Below are 16332 nucleotides of genomic sequence, written 5' to 3'. Positions count from 1 at the left end.
AGTGCTCAGTTGCGGCCGGGGTGCCTGCCGCAGCCGGGTTGCGGGCGGCTTGCCGGCCGGTTGCGGTACGGGAGTACGAAAGGCCCGGCGGGGCTCCGCCGGGCCTTTCGCGAGCGTGCGGTCAGGACAGGCGCGCCGCCAGCAGCGGTGCCAGCAACCGGCTGTACGCGGTCGTGATGTGGTGCTGATCCCGGTAGACCAGGATGTTGCCGATGACCGAGGGGCACCAGGTCGCGGTGCAGAACCACGGAGCCGGGTCGATGATGCTCGCGCCCCCGGCCCGCGCCGCGTCTTCGACGAGCTTGCGGCGCCCGGGCAGGTTGACGGCGGCCTCGCGGTCACGGACACAGGCCGACGGCTCGTCCGGGTGGGCGGAGAGACAGTCCGGTGCGGAACCCGCCTGCCACGGAGTGTCGGCGATGAAGAACACCTTGGTGCCCGGCGCGGAGAGCCGCCTGATCGACCGCTGCCAGGCCGCGGCCCAGGCCTCGTCCTGGGTGCCGGTCACGTCGAGCAGGTCGTTGCTCGGATACGTCGACGCCACGACGATCATCGCCGGGCGCAGCGAGCGGGTGTAGCGCCAGGCCGCCCGGCGCCACTGGCCGCACTCGGTGAACTCCCGCTTGAGCTGCTCCAGGTAGATGATGCCGTCCGCCGCGGTGCACGCGCTCTTGGTGACGACCACGAGCTTCCAGTGCCGTTGCAGCGCGGCGGCCTCCAGCGCGGGGAACCAGTGCCCCGCGTGCGAGTCACCGAACAGCACGACCGTGGTGGGCGAGGCCGGGTCGCCGTAGACGCAGGGCTTCTTGACCTCGGCGTCGTCGAAGTCGCCCGAGCAGCCCTCACGGTAGAACCTCGGCTTGTCCTTGGCGGCCCGGTCCAGCCTCGGCGTGAGATTGCTCGGCACCGCCGGGAGATCGACGGAATCGGCGATGGCGCGGGGGAGATCGCGAACGTCGAAGGTGGTCGGCTTCAGCACCGGGGCGCGGTAGGTGCTGGTGCCGGCCGCGTGGGTGTAGGCGAAGCCGATCAGGACACACAGCCCGGCGGCGAGCACCGAGACGGCGGCGCCGGCGCCGAGGCCGCGCCAGGGCCGGTCGCGCAGTGCGGCGAGGTGCCGCACCGGGTTCTCCACCAGCGCGTACGTCAGCGCGGCCAGCACCAGGGCGCCCAGCGCCACCACGACGTTCTCCCCGGTGGCGAGCGGGCGGTCGGCCGCGAACGGTGCGATGAGCAGCACCGGCCAGTGCCACAGGTACCAGGAGTAGGAGAGCCGGCCGATGCCCTGCAGCACCGGCACTCCCAGCAGTCCGGCCGGGCGGGCGCAGCCGCCGGCGATCACCGCCGCGGTGCCGAGCACGGGCAGCAGGGCGGCATACCCGGGAAACGGCGTCGCCGCGGTGTAACCGAGCGCCGAGACCACGATGGCCGCGAGCCCGCCGCCGATCAGCAGCTTCGCCGGCAGCGGCGGCAGGCGCCGCAGCCGGGTGGCGCCGACCGCGAGCAGCGCGCCGGTGCCCAGCTCCCAGGCCCGGGTGTGCGCCCCGAAGTAAGCCCAGCCGGCGTTGTCCCGGGTCTGCCAGATCGACACCGCCAGCGAGCCGGCGGTGAGCAGCACCAGCACCGTGGTCAGCCCGCGGCCACCCCGGCGCATCACGAGCAGCACCAGCAGCGGCCAGACCAGGTAGAACTGCTCCTCCACGGCGAGCGACCAGAAGTGCTGCAGCGGCGACGGTGCCGACTCCGCGCTCAGATAGTCGGTGCCGACCACGGCCAGCCGCCAGTTCATCGCGTAGATCGACGTGTGCAGCGCGTCGGAGACGATCTCGGACAGCCGCAGCGGCGGCAACCAGAGGGCCGAGGCGGCCACCGTCGCGACCACCACCACGGTCGAGGCGGGCAGCAGCCGCAGGGCCCGCCGGGCGTAGAACCGCGGGATCGACACCCGGCCGGTGCGCCGCGCCTCGCGCAGCAGCAGCCCGGTGATCAGGAAGCCGGAGATGACGAAGAAGACGTCGACGCCGACGTAACCGCCGCCGACGAAGGGCAGGCCGCAGTGGTACGCGACGACCAGCAGCACCGCGACGGCCCGCAGCCCCTCGATGTCGCGCCGGTGCCGGGCCGGTTCCGGGGCGGGCGGGACAGCCGGGCCGGGCCCGGTGGGCTGGTGCCGCCGCGGGGCCGGCGTGACCGGCACGGTGCTCATCCCGGTCACAGGCGGTGCGCCTGGTCGCCGTGGGTCACGCCCCGGGTGTCGAAGAAGCGCTTGGCGATCCCGGCCAGGTGATCGGCGTCGTACTCGCGGTGGTGCTGCACCAGGATCACCAGGTCGGCGGACGCGGCGGCGCCCTCCAGGTCGTCCGTGCGGGGCACCTCGTCCGCGCCGACGCTCCACCGGAGCACGTGCGGGTCGTGGTAGCTCAGCTTCGCGCCGAGCCCGGCGAGCTGCCGGGCCAGCGGGGTGGCCGGCGATTCCCGCTGGTCGGCGATGTTCGCCTTGTAGGTGACCCCGAGCAGCAGCACCCGCGCCCCGTGCACGGCCTGCCCGTCGGCGTTGAGCAGGTTCTGCGCCCGCCGGGCCACGTACGCCGGCATCGTCGCGTTGATCTCCTGGGCCAGCTCCACGAACCGGAACGGGTAGCCCAGCTTGCTGCGCACGTTGTGGCTCAGGTAGTTCGGGTCGATCGGGATGCAGTGCCCGCCGACCCCCGGCCCGGGGTAGAACGCCTGGAAGCCGAACGGTTTGGTCGAGGCGGCGTGGATGACGTCCCACAGGTCGATGTCGAGCTCGTGGCAGAACCGGGCCATCTCGTTGACCAGCGCGATGTTGACGTGCCGGTACGTGTTCTCCAAGAGCTTCGCCGTCTCGGCCTCGCGGGTGCCGCGGGTGCGCACGACCGTGTCGATGAACCGCCCGTAGAACGCGGCCACCCGGTCGGTGCAGGCGGCGGTGTAGCCGCCGACCACCTTCGGGGTGTTGCGCGCGCCGAACCGCTCGTTGCCGGGGTCGATCCGCTCCGGCGAGAACGCCAGGTGGAAGTCGCGCCCGGCGACCAGGCCGGAGAGCCGCTCCAGCAGCGGCCGGACCACGTCGTCGGTGGTGCCCGGGTAGGTCGTCGATTCGAGCACGACCAGCATGCCCGGGCGCAGGTTGCGCCCGATGGCCTCGGCCGCGCCGGTGACGGCCCGCAGATCCGGCCCGTCGCCCTCGGACAGCGGCGTCGGCACGCAGATCACCGCCACGTCCGCGGCGGCGATCAGGGACTCGTCCGCGGTGGTCCGGAAACCGCCGGCGGTCATGTCGGCCACGTCCGCGTCGGACAGGTCGTCGACGTGCGAGCGGCCCGCGGCGAGCGCTTCGACCACCGCCGCGTTGACGTCGTAGCCGAGTACGGACATGCCGGCCCGGATGGCCTGCTGCGCCAGCGGCAGGCCGACGTAGCCGAGGCCGAGGATGACGGCGTCGTAGCTCACGGGATCTCTCCTTGATCGAGCGCCGGTCAGGCGACGGGTGTGTTGGTGGAGGTCGGTTCTCCGGTGCCGCGGTCGTGCTGCGCGGGCAGGGCGCCCGCGGCGGCCGCTGCGGCCTTGCGGCCCACCTGCCGGCCCGGCAGCGGGGGCGGCGGCGGTGCGGTGCCGACCCGGGGCGAGCTCAGCTCGTACGGCGAGACGAAGGGCAGGTACGCGGGCAGGAAGTCGGCGAGCATGGCCTCCTGGTCGGACAGCACGGCCGGTTCGGAGTCGATGTCGTTGAGGCAGAACGCGTCGAGGTTGCGGTGCCGCAGCAGGTCGGCGAGCTTGAACGGGGTCACCGGCGCGGCCAGGTCCATGTAGCGGAACCGGATGGTGCCCGGCACCGCGCGGCCGGTGAGATAGGCGTAGTACTGCTGCAGCGACGAGAGCAGCGAGATGTCGTCCGGGTGCCGGAACTGGTGGTCGGCGGTCGCGCTGACGTACTCGGCGAAGCGCTCCTCGATCTCGCGGATGACGCTGCGCCGGGACGGGTGCGGGGTGTGCTTCATCTTGCGGGTCAGCACCCGGCCGAAGGCCTCGCGGATCAGCTCCCGGTTGTTCTTGCCAGCCGAGTCGGCCGGCGGGTCCGTCGGGCGCCGGGGCGCGGCGTCGACCAGCGCGGTGGACGGGAAGAAGCGGGTCAGCCCGCCCGGGGTGAAGAACATCTCGGGCCCGACCGGGCGGCCCAGGAAGACGTCGTCGTTGAGGTAGAGGAAGTGTTCGCTCAGGCCCGGGATGCGGTGCAGCCGGGACTCGATGGCCTGCGAGTTGAAGGTCGGCAGGGTGCCGGTGTCGCCGAAGACCTCCCGGTGGCTGACCACGGTGATCCGCGGGTGGCTGGTGTCCAGCCAGCGCGGCACCTGATCGTCGGTGACCAGGAAGATGTTCCGGATCCAGGGCGCGAAGCAGTGCAGGGCGCGCAGCGAGTAGCGCAACTCGTCGCGGGAGGCGTACCGGGAGTCGTTGGTGGCCAGCTTGCTGGCGCCGTCCAGCCAGGCGTTGGCGGCCAGCGCCGCGGTCTTGCGGGCCTGCCACGCCGGGTCGTCGCCGTCGACCCAGGTGTACACGGCGTCGATCGGGAAGCCGACCCGCTCCAGGCTGGGCATCGTGAAGATCTCCCGGGTGCGGTACCGGGTGGTGTCGTCCGGCGCGCTGAAGGCGCCGAACGCGGGCTCGCAGGCGCGGACCACCGGCTCGTCGGCGGGGATCACGTCGGCGATCGGGTTCGCCCGCGGCCCGGTCAGGGTGCCGTCCTCCGTGCGCCAGAACTCGACCTCGCAACCCACTTCCAGGCCGAGCATCAGGCTGCCGCCGGGATCGGTGACCGGCCAGCAGACCCGCAGGACGTCCGCGGTGCGCCGGGCCTGGCGGCCCTTGCGCCCGCGCGGCCGCACGACCTGGAGCAGCCCGTTCCGGGACCGGGTGAGCTCCTCCAGCAGGCGGACCACCACGGCCCGGTCCCGCACCGGTACGGCCACCGCGGTGTGCAGCAGCGCGCGGGTGGGCACCCGGAACCAGTCGATGCCGGCCGCGTCCAGGGCGGCGACGACCCGGTCGAGGTTCTGCCGCCGTACGCCGGCCGGGCTGGCCGCGGGGTCGCGATGGGCGGTGACCCAGCCGCGGCCGGCGCGGACCCGCATCGTCGGGGCGTCCGCCGCGGTGCGCATCAGCGGCAGCCGGGGCGGCGCGGACAGGTGCACGATCCGGCGGGCCACGCCGAGGCGCTGGTCCGGCGCGACGCGGGGCAGTACCTGACGCTGGACCGTGCCCAGGATGCGCGCCCGGACTCCCCAGGGCGCCAGTCGCAGGATCCGCCGCAGGGGCACGCCGTAGTCCTTCCGCCGGATGTTCGCCGGGCCGATCGATCAGCCGCCCGGTTCCTCGTGCCTCAACGGCGTGATTCATCAGAAGGTTGCGGTCGATATCGGCTTTTCGGACGTTTGTACTATCACTGAAGTTGCGCCTGTTACCTGCGGTATACGCGATTTGCGCAGGTGGCGGGGCGGATCGGCGCCGCGCCACCCCTACGGGTCCGCCCCGATGCGCCGCTTGCGTGCGCGAGGCATGGTGGTAGACGGTGGGAACTTCACTGAGTGGCTGAGACGGGTGAGACGGACATGGGTAAAGGAATCGCGTACCTGGTGGCGACGATCGCCGGCGTCATCGTGGTGGGCTGGATCGCGGTGAGCCTGCTGCACGTCCTGGTCGGCGCGCTGGCCTACCTGATCGTGGGCGCGCTCGTGGTCGGCGGCGGCGTCTACCTCTACGGCAAGGCGAAGCGCTCACTGGCGCCGGGCACCCGCACCCAGCGGCGGATCGAGGCGGCGGCGAAGACGTACCGGATGCGCAACCAGTGAGCATTCCGGTGGGCGGCTAGGCTTGCGGTCATCTCCGCACCTCTGACCAACGGGAAGTTGCGCCGTGTTTGACACCTTGAGCGACCGCCTCTCCGGGATCTTCACCAAGCTCCGCGGCAAGGGCAAGCTCACCGACGCCGACATCGACGCCACCGCGCGCGAGATCCGTCTCGCGCTGCTCGAGGCGGACGTCGCGCTGCCGGTGGTCAAGTCGTTCATCGCCAATCTCAAGGAGCGGGCCCGCGGCGCCGAGGTGTCGCAGGCGCTCAACCCCGCCCAGCAGATCATCAAGATCGTCCACGAGGAGCTCATCACCGTCCTCGGCGGCGAGGGCCGCCGGCTGCAGTTCGCCAAGCAGCCGCCCACGGTGATCATGCTGGCCGGCCTGCAGGGTTCCGGTAAGACCACGCTGGCCGGCAAGCTGTCGCGTTACCTCAAGGGCCAGAGCCACCAGGTCCTGCTGGTCGCGGCCGACCTGCAGCGCCCCAACGCGGTCAACCAGCTCCAGATCATCGGCGGCCGGGCCGGCGTCGACGTCTACGCGCCCGAGCCCGGCAACGGCGTGGGCAACCCGGTCCAGGTCGCGAAGGACTCGATCGAGCACGCCCGGCGGACGGCGAAGGACATCGTCATCGTCGACACCGCCGGCCGGCTCGGCATCGACACCGAGATGATGCAGCAGGCCCGCGACATCCGCGACGCCGTCGACCCGGACGAGGTCATCTTCGTCATCGACGCGATGGTCGGCCAGGACGCGGTCACCACGGCCGAGGCCTTCCGCGACGGCGTGGGCATCACCGGCGTGGTCCTCTCCAAGCTCGACGGCGACGCCCGCGGCGGCGCGGCGCTGTCCGTGCGGCACGTCACCGGCCAGCCGATCCTGTTCGCGTCCACGGGCGAGAAGCTCGAGGACTTCGACGTCTTCCACCCCGACCGGATGGCCAGCCGCATCCTCGGCATGGGCGACGTGCTGACCCTCATCGAGCAGGCCGAGCAGGCCTTCGACGAGGATCAGAAAGAGAAGATGACCTCCAAGCTGCTCGGTGGCGAGCAGTTCACCCTGGAGGACTTCCTCGACCAGCTGATCGCGGTGCGCCGGATGGGCCCGATCGCGAACGTGCTGGCGATGATGCCCGGCATGGGCCAGATGAAGGACCAGATCGCCGAGCTCGACGACAGCCACTTCGACCGGGTCACCGCGATCATCCGCTCGATGACCCCCGGCGAGCGCACCAACCCGAAGATCATCAACGGCTCCCGCCGCGCCCGCATCGCCAACGGCTCCGGCGTGACGGTGATGGACGTCAACCAGCTGCTCAACCGCTTCACCGACGCGCAGAAGATGATGAAGCAGATGGGCGGCATGATGGGCCTGCCCGGCGCCGGCCGGCGCAAGGCGACCAAGAGCCCGAAGAACAAGCGCAAGGGCACCAAGGGCGGCAACCGGCCGCGCGTGGGCGGGATGCCCGGTGGCTTCCCGGGCGGCATGCCGCAGCTGCCGCCGGGGCTCGACCCGGGCGCGCTGGGTGGCGGGCAGGGGCTGCCGCCGGGCTTCAAGCTGCCGAAGCTCGACTTCAACAAGCTCAACAACCCCAAGAAGCCAGGCGACGACAAGCGCTGATATCGGGCACACGACAACTAGTCGTGTGTCAAGTAGGCTCATCGGCATCCGTGAGGAGGATGCTGATGAGTCTCGACCGCGAATTTCCCGACGTGTGGCCGCGCACCGTTGATGACCTGCTGACCTTGCCCGAAAACCTGCGCTATGAGCTGATCGATGGCAGGCTGATCCTGCTGGACTACCGGATCGCCCATCAGAAGCTCAAAGTGGATCTCTGTCAGGCGCTGAAGAACCAGGGCCCGCTCGACTCCCTCGTGGTGCACAGCCTTTCGCTCGCGGTTGATCATCACAACGAGCTGCGTCCGGACGTCGTCGTCATCAAACCGGACCACGCCACCCGCAGTCCCGTGCCGGTGGCGGACGCGCTGCTCGTGATCGATGTGATCATGGAAGAGTCGCACTTCCGCGACCTGTATGCCAAGACCGAGATCTACGCGGCAGCCGGCGTGACCGACTACTGGATCATCGATCCGTGGTTCGACGACGGCATCGTGCTCTCCCGGCTCCGGCTCGGTGCGGCCGGTGGCTACGAGATGGTCGACAGCACCCGGGAGGTCTGCACCACCGTGCTGCCGTTCCCGGTGACGATCGATCTGCCGGCCCTGACTGCCAGCCGTCAGGACCTGCTTCGCCGCCTCCACCAGGACACATGAGTTGTTGATCGGGTAGGACTTACGCATGGCGTTGCATGTGCGTGGGGTTCTGCTGCCCGATGACGAGGTCCGGGATCTGTGGCTGGTGGGGGACAGGGTCACCCTGGAGCCGGTCGCCGGGGCCGAGACCATCAGCGACGCCGGGTTCATCGTCCCCGGCCTGGTCGACGCGCACTGTCACCTCGGCATCCAGTACGGCGCCAGGCCGATCGAGAGCCTGGAGCAGGCGCGCGAGCTCGCCCACACCGACCGGGACGCCGGCGTGCTCGCCCTGCGCGACGCCGGCTCGCCGTACCCGTATCCGGAGCTCGACGACGAGCCCGGCATCCCCCGCCTGGTCCGCGCCGGCCAGCACGTCGCACCCACCCGGCGCTACCTGCGCGACATCGGCGTCGAGGTCGACGCCGCCGACGTGGCCGCGACGGTCACCGCCCAGGCCAAGGCGGGCACCGGCTGGGTGAAGCTGGTCGGCGACTGGATCGACCGGTCTGTCGGCGACCTCGCCCCGTCCTGGGATCCGGCCACCATGGCCGCCGCGGTCGAGGCCGCCCACGCCGCGGGTGTCCGGGCCGCCGTGCACACGTTCTCCGAGGAGGGCGTCGCGCAGATGGTCCGGGCCGGCGTCGACTCGGTCGAGCACGGCACCGGCCTGTCCCTGGAGCTGGTGGACGAGATGGCCCGCCGCGGCACCGCGCTCGTGCCCACGATGATCAACATTCGGACCTTCGGCGGCATCGCCGACCAGGCCCGGGCCAAGTTCCCCGCGTACGCCGACCACATGCTCGCCCTGCGCGACGGCTTCCCGCGGGTGGTGGCGTCCGCGCACGAGGCCGGCGTGCCGATCTACGTGGGCACCGACGCGGGCGGCGGCGTCCGGCACGGCCTCGCCGCCGAGGAGATGCTGCTGCTGCACGAGGCCGGCATCCCGGCCGCCGACGTGCTCGCCGCCGCGTCCTGGCGGGCCCGGGCGTGGCTCGGCTTCCCCGGCCTGGTCGAGGGCGGCCTCGCCGACCTGGTGGTCTACGAGGCCGACCCCCGTCGGGACCTGCGGGTGGTGCGCGCGCCGAGCCGGATCGTGCTGCGCGGCGCCGTCATCCGGTGAAGCGCCAGATCCGCAGGCTGGTGATGGTCGGGCAGGCCAGCCGTTCGCTGGTCCAGGTGCACGCGTCGGACGAGGCGGGCACGTCGCCCAGCGTGGTGACCCGCCCGCCCGGGATCGTGACCTTCCGGGCCGGGCCGGCCAGGAAGCCGGGAAGCAGGAGCAGGGTGTCCTTGTCGAGCCAGTCCACCGCGGCGGCCGTTGTCGAGAAGACCTGCTTGCCGTCCTGGTCGTAGACCACCTTGTCGCCCTCCGGCCCGCCGACCAGGATGTAGCCGTCGCTCGTGGAGAACGAGAGGGCGCCCGCCGGTGCGGCGATCCGCCACAGCTGACGATGGCTGGTGAGGTCGATCGCCGCCAGCGTCGTCCGGCCGGCCCGGTCCTGGTCCAGCACGCAGAGCCGTTGCGGCCCACATGGCAGCATGGCGTCGAGCTGGTGCCCGGCGCCTTCGCTCAGGAGCACGGTGGAGCCGCCTCGGTCGGTGCGCAGATCGGTCACGCGGACCCGATATCCCGCGAATTCCTCGCAGCACGCGTGTTCGTCGTTGTAGAGCCGGCCGTCGTAGCCGAAGAAGGTGCGCGGGTCCTTGTCCGGCGGGACGGAGGTGACCGTGCGCCGCAGCTCACCGGTGGTGATGTCGCGAACCTGGACCTCGCCCGCCTCGGTGACCTGGATGAGGTTGTCGTCGGCGCGGCCGACCGTCGCCGCGGACGGGAAGACCACGTCCCCGGTCATCGGCAACCAGTTGCCGACCGTGTGCACCGGGCGGTCCGCCGGGGCCGCCAGCGCCCACCGGGTGGCCCCGGTCGCCCAGTCGAACGCCTCGGTCTGTCCGGTCCTCGCCGACATCCGGATCAGCGCGGACCGGTGGACAACGAGGTTGTCCCCGGTCTCGTAGGGCAAATTCCACCGTTGCCGGCCGTCGACCGGGTCGTAGACGTTCATCGTGCTGTCCGGGCCGGCGCTGTCCCGGTGGCTGACGGCGAGAATGAGGGCCTGTGGCAGCGCGTGCAGCAGGCCGATGGTGTCGGTGCGGCTGCCCACCTCCCGGGCCGGCCAGGCGATCGCGCCGGTGCGCAGCTCAACGGCGGTCAGCTTGATCTTTCCGTCGAGAACCTGCCACGCGGTGTAGAGCCGGCCGTCGGTGCCCGTGGTCGTGGTGACCCGGGCCTGGCCCCCGAACTCGATCGGCGCGCCCACCGCGGCCAGGCCGCGTTTCGTCGTGGCCGGCGGGGCCTGCCGGTCGTGCCGGACGGCGACGGTTCCGGCGGCGATCAGGCAGACCGCGGTGGCGGCGGCGATCATCGCCCGGGTACGGGTGCGCTGCTGTCCCCGCCGCCGGGCCCGAGCCGCCGGGGCGAGCGGGATGGTGTCCGCGTGCCGGCCGAGCGTGGTGAACATGTCGTCGAGATCAATGGGCATGGCCGGCTCCTTTCCGTACTCCCGTTTCCAGCGCCGGGTCGGCGGCGGCCTCCAGGGTGCCGAGCGTGGCGGCCAGACCGGCCCGTCCCCGCGACAACCAGGACTTCACCGTGCCGGTGGACGCGCCCGTCTCGGCGGCGATCTCACCCACCGACCGGTCGAGCAGGTAGTAGAGGGTGAGCGCCCGCCGATGCGTCGCCGGCAGCGTTCGCATCGCCCGGACCAGCAGAACCGTGTCCTCCGACGGTGGCGCCGCGGGCGCCGGCGGGGGATCGGCTGCCGCCCGGGCCCGGCGTACGCCCAGCCGCCGCCACCGGTCCGCGGCGAGCCGGTTGACCACCAGCCGCAGCCAGGCCTCCTGGTCCTCGTAGCCGGACAGTCGCCGCCACCGCTGCCACGCTCGCGCGTACGCCTCCTGGACCAGGTCCTGTGCCTCGGCCGGGTCGCCGGTCAGCCCGTAGGCATAGCGGAGCAGCCTCCTGGACGTGTCCCGGTAGAAAGCGTCGAAGTCGTCGGTCATCTCCACCGCCCCTCCCAGATGGACACGGGATGGCCGCCCGGCCGGTTGCGGACCGGTCTCGCTAGGATGCTGCCTCATGGCTCGCGTGCTCACTCCCCGTGCGGAAGACTTTCCCCGCTGGTACCAGGACCTCATCGCCAAGGCGCAGCTCGCCGACAACGGCCCGGTGCGCGGGACGATGGTGATCCGGCCCGTCGGTTACGCCATCTGGGAGCACATGCAGGCCGACATGGATCGCCGGATCAAGGACGCGGGCGCGCAGAACGCGTACTTCCCGCTCTTCATCCCGGAGAGCTACCTGCGCCGCGAGGCCGAGCACGTCGAGGGCTTCTCGCCGGAGCTCGCGGTGGTCACCCACGCGGGTGGCAAGCAGCTCGCCGAGCCGCTCGTGGTCCGCCCGACCAGCGAGACGGTCATCGGCGAGTTCATGGCCAAGTGGGTCGATTCCTACCGCGACCTGCCGCTGCTGCTCAACCAGTGGGCCAACATCGTGCGCTGGGAGCTGCGGCCCCGCACGTTCCTGCGCACCACCGAGTTCCTCTGGCAGGAGGGCCACACCGCGCACGCGACGGAGGAGGACGCCCGTCGCTACGCCCGCGAGATCCACAAGCACGTGTACGAGGAGTTCATGGTCAACATGCTGGCCATGCCGGTCGTACCCGGTCGCAAGACCAAGGGCGAGCGGTTCGCCGGCGCGACCAACACCATGACCGTCGAGGCCATGATGGGCGACACCAAGGCCCTGCAGATGGGCACCTCGCACGAGCTGGGGCAGAACTTCGCCAAGGCGTTCGACATCACCTACTCGTCGGCGGCGAGCAAGGTCGAGCACGCCTGGACCACGTCCTGGGGCACCTCCACCCGGATGATGGGCGGCCTGATCATGGTGCACGGCGACGACAACGGCCTGCGCCTGCCGCCGCGGATCGCGCCGATCCAGGCGCAGGTGATGGTGGTCAAGGCCGGCGAGGGCGTGCTGGAGGCCGCGACGCGGCTGGCCGACGAGCTCAAGGCCGCGGGCGTACGGGTCAAGCTCGACGTGCGGGCCGACATCCCGTTCGGCCGCCGGGCCGTCGACGCCGAGCTGCAGGGCATTCCGGTACGCATCGAAGTCGGCCCCCGTGACCTCGCCGCCGGCAACGCCGTGGTGGCCCGCCGCGTCGACGGCACCAAGTCGCCGGTGGCGCTGGTCGAGGTCGTCGCGCACGTGACCGCCGCGCTGCGGACCGACCAGCAGCGGATGTACGACGACGCGCTGGCCTTCCGCGAGGCGAACACGGTCGAGGTGAAGACGCTGGGCGACGCCATCGAGGCCGCGCAGACCGGCTGGGCGCGGGTGCCCTGGTCGGCGGTCGGCACCGAGGGCGAGGCCGAGGCGAACGGCAAGGCGGTGACCGTACGCTGCCTGTTCCGCGAGGACGGCACCATGCCGGACTCCGACGACGAGCAGGATCTGGTCGCGATCCTGGCGCGTTCGTACTGAGCGTGCTGTTCGCACCGGGCCGTGAGGTCCTCTACCGCAACATCGACGGCCCGCGGCTGGCGTCCGTCCGCCCGTGCCGGGTGGTCTCCGACGACGACCGCGGGCTGCTGCTCTGGCTGGCCCGCGGCTCGGCGGTGGCGATCGAGGTGACCCGGGACGGGCGCGGCCTCCGCGACATGCCGTTCGACGAATGGGTCGGCCAGCAGACCCGGGCCGTCGTCCGCACCTGGCAGGGCCCGGGCCTGCTCAAGTTCATCCCGCCGGACGCGGACCACTCGGTCTGGTTCTTCCGCGACGACCGGGGCCACTTCACCGGCTGGTACGTCAACCTGGAAGAACGCGCCCTGCGCTGGGACGACGGCACGGTGGCCGGCGTCGACGTCATCGATCAGGACCTGGACGTCGTCGTCCACCCGGACCGCACCTGGGTCTGGAAGGACGAGGACGAGTTCACCGAGCGTCTCGCCTACCCCGACCACTACTGGGTCCACGACGAGCAGGCGGTCCGCGCCGAGGGCCGCCGGGTGATCAAAATGGCCGAGGCGGGCGATTTCCCCTTCGACGGCACCTGGACGGACTACCGCCCGGACCCGTCCTGGCCGGTCCCGGCCGCGCTGCCGGCGGGCTGGGACCGTCCCGCGGAACCCAGAATTTGACCTTGGGCTAGCGGCGGGTATCGGGCCCGATTGGGAGCCATCCGCCGGCTCTGGCAGAATGGACGGGTCCGGCGTGCGTGAGGTGCCCTCTAACTCCTCCACGTGCCGCCAGTCCTTGAGGCATCGGTCCCATATCCCCACGTGGGTTCCGTCGGCTCACCCACGTATCGGCTCCCAGAGGGCCGGTCGTCATCGCAACAGGAGCGAACAAGACCGTGGCCGTAAAGATCCGGCTCCTGCGGATGGGCAAGATCCGCAACCCGCAGTACCGCATCGTCGTTGCCGACTCGCGCACCAAGCGTGACGGCCGCGCCATCGAGTACGTCGGTATCTACCAGCCCAAGGAAGATCCCTCGATCATCCAGGTGAAGTCCGAGCGGGTTCAGTACTGGCTCTCGGTCGGCGCGCAGCCGAGCGAGGCCGTGCAGCGCCTGCTGGAGAAGACGGGCGACTGGCAGCAGTTCAAGGGCCTGCCGGCCCCGCCGCCGCTGCTGGTCAAGGCCGAGAAGGTCAGCCGCCTGGCGACCTACGAGGCCGAGGCGAAGGCCGCCGCCGGTGTCGCTGACACCCCGGCCGCCAAGCCGGCCAAGAAGGCCAAGGCGGCCGACAAGCCTGCCGACAAGGCCGCCGAGAAGACCCCGGCTGCGGCCGAGGTCGCCGAGGCCAGCCCGAGCGACACCAAGGCCGTCGACGCGGCCGAGCCGAACCGCGAGGCTGTCGCCGAGGACGCGAAGGACCCGGCCGGTGCCGGCGCCGACGCGAACTGACGGGGCGCTCCGGCCCGCGCTGGAGCACCTCGTCAAGGGCATCGTCGACAACCCGGACGACGTCCGGGTCCGGCTGGTCGACTCGCGCCGCGGCAAGCGGCTCGAGGTGCGCGTCCACCCCGAGGACCTGGGAACGGTCATCGGGCGCGGCGGGCGCACGGCCAAGGCGCTGCGTCAGGTCATCGGTTCGATCGGTGGCCGTGGCATTCGCGTCGACATCGTCGACGCCTACTGAGCTGCCGCCTGATGCTGCTGGTAGTCGGTCAGATCGGTAAGCCCCACGGCATCCGTGGGGAAGTGCTGGTGACGGTGCGGACCGATGATCCAGAGGCGAGATTCGCCGCCGGGTCGGTGTTCACCACGGAGGTCCCCCGGGACCGCCGGGTGAGCGCCGGCCCGGCGCCTGCCGCCGTGCCGGGCATCGTCTACCAGGTGCCGGCCAAGCTCGTCCTGGAGTCGATCCGCTGGCACCAGGGCAAGGGCATCGCCCAGTTCGAAGGCCTCGCCGACCGCAACACCGCCGAGGCGCTGCGCGGCGTGTTGTTGCAGGTCGACAGCTCGGAGATCGCCCTTCCGGACGATCCGGACGAGTTCAACGACCACCAGCTCGCCGGCCTGTCCGTGGAGTCGGTCGACGGCACCGTCCTGGGCGAGATCGACCGGATCGACCATGCGCCCTCCTCCGACCTCATCGTGCTGAAGAAGGCCGCCGGGGGCACGGCGCTCATCCCGTTCGTGAGTCAAATGGTGCCGACCGTCGACCTGGCCGGCGGCCGGGTGATCGTCGACCTGCCCGAGGGCCTGCTCGACCTCTGAGCCGGTGCCTGTGCGCCCGTTGGGGTTGATCTTTATACCAGGAGATTTGTGCGCGTCGACATCGTCTCGATCTTCCCGGACTACTTCGCCCCGCTGGACCTGTCGCTGATCGGCAAGGCCCGTGGCACCGGGATCCTCGACCTGGCCGTGCACGACCTGCGCACCTGGACCTCGGACGTGCACCGCACGGTGGACGACAGCCCGTACGGCGGCGGCCCCGGCATGGTCATGCGCCCCGAGCCCTGGGCGGCGGCGCTCGACGCGGTGGCCGGCCCGGAATCGGTGCTGGTCGTGCCCTCGCCGGTCGGCAAGCCGTTCACCCAGGCGGCGGCGCACGAGCTCGCCGGTCTCGACCACCTGGTCTTCGCCTGCGGCCGGTATGAGGGCATCGACCAGCGGGTGCTCGACGACGCCGCGGCCCGGATGCCGGTCCGAGAGGTCTCGCTCGGTGACTACGTGCTCTTCGGCGGTGAGGTCGCGGTCATCGTGATCATGGAAGCGATCACCCGCCTGCTGCCCGGGGTGCTGGGCAACGCGGAGTCGCTGACCGAGGAGTCACACGCGGCCGGCCTGCTGGAGGCGCCCGTCTACACCAAGCCGGCCGTCTGGCGGGACCGGGCGGTGCCCGAGGTGCTCCGGTCCGGCGACCACGGCAGGATCGCGCGCTGGCGGCGTACCGAATCCCTGCTGCGGACCGCCGCCCGGCGCCCCGACATGTTCGCCGACTATCCGGGCGAGCTCCTCGACAAGAAGGACCGGGCGGCGCTGGACGAGGCCGGATTTCAGATCCCGCCCCCGGGTGTGGCAAAGTAGTGAGGTTGCCGTTCGCGCCCCACGCCGTGGCCGGCCGGACGAGGACCCCTCACGTGGCCGCTCAGCGCAGCCGAGTGCGGGTCAGAATCTCCCATTCGCGCATCGAACTCCCGGTGCGCATTGAGTAACACGAGGATGCAGCGATGAACACGCTGGACGAACTCGACGCCCAGTCGCGGCGCACCGACATTCCTGTCTTCCGGGCCGGCGACACCGTCAAGGTGCACGTGCGGGTCGTGGAGGGCAACCGTTCCCGCGTCCAGATCTTCCAGGGCGTCGTGATCAGCCGCCAGGGCGGCGGGCTGCGCGAGACCTTCAAGGTCCGGAAGATCAGCTTCGGCGTCGGTGTCGAGCGCACGTACCCGATCAACAGCCCGCAGCTCGACCGCATCGAGGTCGTGACCCGCGGCGACGTGCGTCGCGCCAAGCTCTACTACCTGCGTGAGCTCCGTGGCAAGAAGGCCAAGATCAAGGAGCTGCGCGAGAAGCAGACCGTCAGCTGAACCCACAAGCAGTCCGGGCCGTATTCACTCGGACTGACGTTTACCGCGCGGGCGCACTACGCTTGCGCCAGTGACGGATGGGAATCAGTGCTATCGCGGCAGTCGCCG

At 71.3% G+C, this 16332-nt stretch carries 16 protein-coding genes; 11 read left to right on the top strand and 5 right to left on the bottom strand.

What is annotated here, in order from left to right; translation table 11 throughout:
- Positions 1 to 121: 121 nt before the first annotated feature.
- Genes DMB66_RS15680 through DMB66_RS15670 form a run of 3 tightly spaced genes read right to left on the bottom strand, consistent with a single transcriptional unit; the run spans position 122 to position 5339 of the window.
- Positions 122 to 2206: an acyltransferase family protein gene (locus DMB66_RS15680; RefSeq protein WP_125804823.1), complete on the bottom strand. Its 2085-nt coding sequence runs from the start codon at positions 2204 to 2206 to the stop codon at positions 122 to 124.
- A gap of 5 nt (positions 2207 to 2211) precedes the next feature.
- Positions 2212 to 3474 (bottom strand): nucleotide sugar dehydrogenase, encoded by a 1263-nt coding sequence (locus tag DMB66_RS15675; protein ID WP_125804822.1) that lies wholly within the window; start codon positions 3472 to 3474, stop codon positions 2212 to 2214.
- Between the two features lie 26 nt (positions 3475 to 3500).
- Positions 3501 to 5339, bottom strand: a complete 1839-nt coding sequence (locus DMB66_RS15670) for a stealth family protein (RefSeq protein ID WP_125804821.1) — start codon at positions 5337 to 5339, stop codon at positions 3501 to 3503.
- 291 nt (positions 5340 to 5630) lie between these two features.
- On the opposite strand from DMB66_RS15670, the gene DMB66_RS15665 reads away from it, so the two are divergent.
- The 4 genes from DMB66_RS15665 (at position 5631) to DMB66_RS15650 (ending at position 9246) form a co-directional block, all read left to right on the top strand.
- Positions 5631 to 5870, top strand: a complete 240-nt coding sequence (locus DMB66_RS15665) for a hypothetical protein (protein ID WP_125804820.1) — start codon at positions 5631 to 5633, stop codon at positions 5868 to 5870.
- Between the two features lie 64 nt (positions 5871 to 5934).
- Complete coding sequence (gene ffh, locus DMB66_RS15660) at positions 5935 to 7491, top strand: signal recognition particle protein (RefSeq protein WP_125804819.1); 1557 nt, start codon at positions 5935 to 5937, stop codon at positions 7489 to 7491.
- Between the two features lie 65 nt (positions 7492 to 7556).
- Positions 7557 to 8144 (top strand): Uma2 family endonuclease, encoded by a 588-nt coding sequence (locus tag DMB66_RS15655; protein ID WP_125804818.1) that lies wholly within the window; start codon positions 7557 to 7559, stop codon positions 8142 to 8144.
- A 25-nt stretch (positions 8145 to 8169) separates the two neighbouring features.
- Positions 8170 to 9246 carry an amidohydrolase family protein gene (locus tag DMB66_RS15650; protein ID WP_125804817.1) on the top strand — a complete coding sequence of 359 codons (1077 nt, stop codon included), beginning with the start codon at positions 8170 to 8172 and terminating at the stop codon, positions 9244 to 9246.
- Here DMB66_RS15650 and DMB66_RS15645 read toward each other — a convergent pair.
- The gene (locus tag DMB66_RS15645; protein WP_125804816.1) at positions 9236 to 10666 is read right to left on the bottom strand and encodes a hypothetical protein; all 1431 of its coding nucleotides are present in this window, start codon (positions 10664 to 10666) and stop codon (positions 9236 to 9238) included. The genes DMB66_RS15650 and DMB66_RS15645 overlap by 11 nt on opposite strands.
- Positions 10656 to 11186 carry a SigE family RNA polymerase sigma factor gene (locus DMB66_RS15640; protein ID WP_199752380.1) on the bottom strand — a complete coding sequence of 177 codons (531 nt, stop codon included), beginning with the start codon at positions 11184 to 11186 and terminating at the stop codon, positions 10656 to 10658. Before DMB66_RS15640 ends, DMB66_RS15645 begins: the two co-directional genes overlap by 11 nt.
- Before the next feature lie 76 nt (positions 11187 to 11262).
- On the opposite strand from DMB66_RS15640, the gene proS reads away from it, so the two are divergent.
- From proS to rplS, 7 genes are all read left to right on the top strand, one after another.
- Entirely contained in the window at positions 11263 to 12669 is a 1407-nt protein-coding gene (gene proS, locus DMB66_RS15635) for a proline--tRNA ligase (RefSeq protein ID WP_125804814.1), read from the top strand.
- A gap of 2 nt (positions 12670 to 12671) precedes the next feature.
- Entirely contained in the window at positions 12672 to 13325 is a 654-nt protein-coding gene (locus tag DMB66_RS15630) for a DUF402 domain-containing protein (RefSeq protein WP_125804813.1), read from the top strand.
- Positions 13326 to 13540: 215 nt separating this feature from the next.
- Positions 13541 to 14092, top strand: coding sequence for a 30S ribosomal protein S16 (rpsP, locus tag DMB66_RS15625; protein WP_125804812.1), 552 nt, complete (start codon positions 13541 to 13543; stop codon positions 14090 to 14092).
- Entirely contained in the window at positions 14070 to 14327 is a 258-nt protein-coding gene (locus DMB66_RS15620) for an RNA-binding protein (RefSeq protein WP_023561857.1), read from the top strand. Before rpsP ends, DMB66_RS15620 begins: the two co-directional genes overlap by 23 nt.
- Positions 14328 to 14341: 14 nt before the next feature.
- The gene (gene rimM, locus DMB66_RS15615) at positions 14342 to 14908 is read left to right on the top strand and encodes a ribosome maturation factor RimM (protein ID WP_199752379.1); all 567 of its coding nucleotides are present in this window, start codon (positions 14342 to 14344) and stop codon (positions 14906 to 14908) included.
- Positions 14909 to 14956: 48 nt separating this feature from the next.
- The gene (gene trmD / locus DMB66_RS15610; protein WP_125804810.1) at positions 14957 to 15721 is read left to right on the top strand and encodes a tRNA (guanosine(37)-N1)-methyltransferase TrmD; all 765 of its coding nucleotides are present in this window, start codon (positions 14957 to 14959) and stop codon (positions 15719 to 15721) included.
- Between the two features lie 143 nt (positions 15722 to 15864).
- The gene (gene rplS, locus DMB66_RS15605; protein ID WP_125804809.1) at positions 15865 to 16224 is read left to right on the top strand and encodes a 50S ribosomal protein L19; all 360 of its coding nucleotides are present in this window, start codon (positions 15865 to 15867) and stop codon (positions 16222 to 16224) included.
- The last annotated feature ends 108 nt before the right edge of the window (positions 16225 to 16332 follow it).

The organism is Actinoplanes sp. ATCC 53533, assembly GCF_003947245.1.
Note: the sequence above shows the minus strand (reverse complement) of the source record. Positions and strands in the feature narration are given on the sequence as shown.